Genomic DNA, 3,277 nt, shown 5'->3' on the forward strand with positions numbered 1-3,277 from the left:
CACCGCCCTCGCCCGCGCCGGTCACAACCCCGTGCTGCTGGGCCACGACCAGGTGGAGCACGACCTCCTCACCGACTCGTGGTTCGAGCGCACCGACCCCTTCGTCACCGATCGGATGGCCGCCCTGGCCGCCCGCGTCGCGGACCCGCTGCGGGCCACGACCGCGCCGCCGGACTGGCTGCCGCTGCCCCACGTGTCGTGGACGGCGTCGGGACGGGCCGCCGAGCTCCGGATGTGCCGCTCCTGGCCCGGCCGCAGGGGAGTGGTCTTGCACAACGACCTCTTCCCGACCTGGCAGTTCGCGCTGGCGGAGGCCGGACTGCGCCCGGTCCGGATCCCGCGGCCGGACGACGGGCCGCAGGGCGGTGACGGAAGGCTCGCCGGGCTCACTGCCGCGCTGGACGAACACGGCACCGACGTCACCTTCGTCTGCCTGGAGTTGAGCACCAACGCCGCGGGCGGTGTCCCGCTCCCCCTCAGCGCACTGCACGAGACCGCGCGCACCTTGCGCGCACGCGGCATCCCGCTGGTGCTGGACGCCACCCGGGTCGTGGACAACGCCTGGGCGATCGCCGAGGCCGACGGAGGCGACCTCTGGGAGACCGTGCGCGCCCTCATGGACACCGCCGACGCGGTGACCATGAGCCTGTCGAAGGACTTCGCCGTCGGCATGGGCGGCCTGGTCGCCACCCGTCGCACCGACCTGGCCGAGCGCCTGGCCGAGGACGAGGACACCTACGGCCGGAACCTCGGCGCGCAGCAACTGGCCGTCCTCGCCGCCGCCCTCGCGGACACCGAGGTGGCCGGAGACCTGGTCCGCCGCCGCGCCGGCCACGTACGCACCCTGCATCGACGGCTCGTCGAGGCCGGTGCGCCCGTGCACGGCGGGCCGGGCACCCACTGCGTCCTGCTCGACCCGCGACGCGACGACGCCCTCCGCGCGCTGACGCACCCCGGGCCCGCCCTGCTCGCCTGGCTCTACCGCACCACCGGGGTCCGCGGCGGACCGCACGTCGGCGACGACCCGGCCGGGCTGCTGCGGCTCGCGGTGCCCATCGGGCTGGCTGACACCGACGCCCGGACGCTCACCGACCGGCTGGCCGACTGCTTCGGCCACCGCACCGGCGTGGTGGACCTGCACCCGACGGTGCCCGCGACCACGCCGATGGCCCTGGCCAGGGCGCGGTTCGAACCGGCCGACCGGATCCCCGACGACGTGCGCGCGGCGGTCGCCGACGGCTACGAACGGGCCGGGGACAACCTGGCCGTGCTCACCGAACACACCCCGGACGTGCGCCGCCACCTGGTCGACCTGGACACGGCCACCGTCGAGGCGTTCGTGCACGGCACCGGCGGACCCACCCTGCTCCTGATGCATCCCTTCAACATCGGGGCGGGGATGTTCGCCCGACAGTTCTCCGAACTGGGCTCCGACCACCGGCTCGTCGTGCTGCATCATCCCGGCGTGGGCGCCACCCGCACCCGTGGCGAGATGTCCCTCGACCACATCGTCGACCTGTACACGGCCGCCCTGGACCGGCTCGGCATCGACGACCCCGTGCACCTGGCCGGCGCCTCCTGGGGCGCGCTGCTCGCCCAGACCTTCGCTCTGCGGCACCCCGGCCGTGCCGCCTCACTGACCACCATCGGCGGCTCCTACCGGTACGCCAACCGCGTCGGCGAGGTCAACCGGCTCGAGGTCATCGTGGCGGAGGACATGGCCGCCGTGGCCGCCGCCACGGGGGACGACACCCGGCTGCCCGGCCTCGCGGCGCGACTGCTGCGCTGCGAGAGCATGGATGCCTATGTCGGTCTGTCCTACCTGGACCTGTTCGCCGGCGAACCGGACCTGCTGCGCAGGCTGCCGGAACTGGACCTGCCGGCTGCGGTGATCCAGGGTCGCCTGGACTCCGTCGTACCGCTGGAGACCGCCCGTCGGCTGGCCGAGGCCATCCCCGGCGCGCGCTACGAGGAACTGGCCGACGCCGGTCACTTCCCCTGCGTGACGCACGCGGACGACGTCAACCGCATCCTGCGGGAGACCGTCTCCGCCGCGACCGCCCCCGTCGCGGGCCGCGCTCCCGACGCCGACCCCGAGGCCCTCGCCGACGCCACGCCCGACACCCCTGCCACCCCCGACCGGTCCGCGCCGGAGCCCACCGAGGAGACCGCATGACCGCCCATCCGCGACCCGCGACCGTGGGCATCGAGGCGCTCGACGTCTACGGCGGCAGTGCCTGGATCAGCGCCGACGACCTGGCCGCGGGCCGCGGCCTGGACCCGGGCCGGGTCACCAACCTGATGCTGACCGGGCGCTCCGTGGCCCTGCCCTTCGAGGATCCCGTCACCCACGCCGTGAACGCCGCCAAGGGCATGCTCGACGACCTCGACCCGGCTGTCCGTGACCGGATCGAACTCGTCCTGGTGGCCACCGAGTCCGGGGTCGACTACAGCAAGTCGATCGCCTCGTACGTCCACCGGTATCTCCAACTGCCGTCGCAGTGCCGCCTGCTGGAGGTCAAGCAGGCCTGCTACGCGGCGACGGCCGCGCTGCAGCTGGCCGCCGGCCACCTGGCCTCGGGTGCCTCACCGGGCGCCCGGGTACTGCTGATCGCCACCGACGTGGGGCTCGCCGACGAGCGGGCCGAGTACGCCGAACTGGCCACCGGCAGCGGCGCGGTCGCCCTGCTGCTCAGCGAACAGCCCGACGTCCTCACCATCGATCTCGGTGCGTTCGGCCTGCACAGCTTCGAGACGATGGACACCGCCCGGCCCGGCCCCGACATCGAACTCGCCGACGCCGACCAGTCGCTCGTCGCCTACCTCGAATGCACCGTCCGTAGCTTCGCCGACTACCGGCGCCGGGTGGCCGACGTGACCCTGGACGGTACGTTCGACCACCTCGCCTTCCACACCCCGTTCGNNGATCGCCGCCGACTTCGCCCGGCGCGTCGAGCCGGGCCTGCGCTACCCGGCCCAGGTCGGCAACCTCTTCTCCGGCTCCCTCTACCTGGCGCTGAGCAGCCTGATCGACGAACTGCCGGTGATGACGGACCGGGCCAGGGTGGGCCTGTTCTCCTACGGTTCCGGCTGCTCCTCGGAGTTCCTGAGCGGAACCCTCGGGGACACCGCACGGTGGGCCGTGGCCGCCCGGAAGATCGGGCCGCGCCTCGCCGCCCGCCGCCGTCTCGGTTTCGACGAGTACCGCGACCTGCTGCCGGAGAGCCAGGCGTGCCTGCTGCCCCGACGGCATCACACTGTCGGCCCGCCCCCCGCC

General features: G+C 73.8%; 2 protein-coding genes and 1 pseudogene. All 3 read left to right on the plus strand.

Annotated features, from left to right (window positions below):
• Positions 1-2,176, plus strand: a 2,176-nt coding sequence (locus AOK11_RS37970) for an alpha/beta fold hydrolase (RefSeq protein WP_157869543.1), incomplete at its 5' end; no start/stop codon positions are given.
• Positions 2,173-2,923: pseudogene (locus tag AOK11_RS46980) on the plus strand (3-hydroxy-3-methylglutaryl-ACP synthase); the annotation flags it as partial. The gene AOK11_RS37970 and the pseudogene AOK11_RS46980, both read left to right, overlap by 4 nt.
• Positions 2,924-2,962: 39 nt before the next feature.
• A partial coding sequence (locus AOK11_RS44250) for a hydroxymethylglutaryl-CoA synthase (protein WP_276204869.1) occupies positions 2,963-3,277 on the plus strand: 315 nt, incomplete at its 3' end.

This window comes from Streptomyces hirsutus (assembly GCF_001418415.1).
In the GTDB taxonomy this organism is placed as follows: domain Bacteria; phylum Actinomycetota; class Actinomycetes; order Streptomycetales; family Streptomycetaceae; genus Streptomyces; species Streptomyces hirsutus.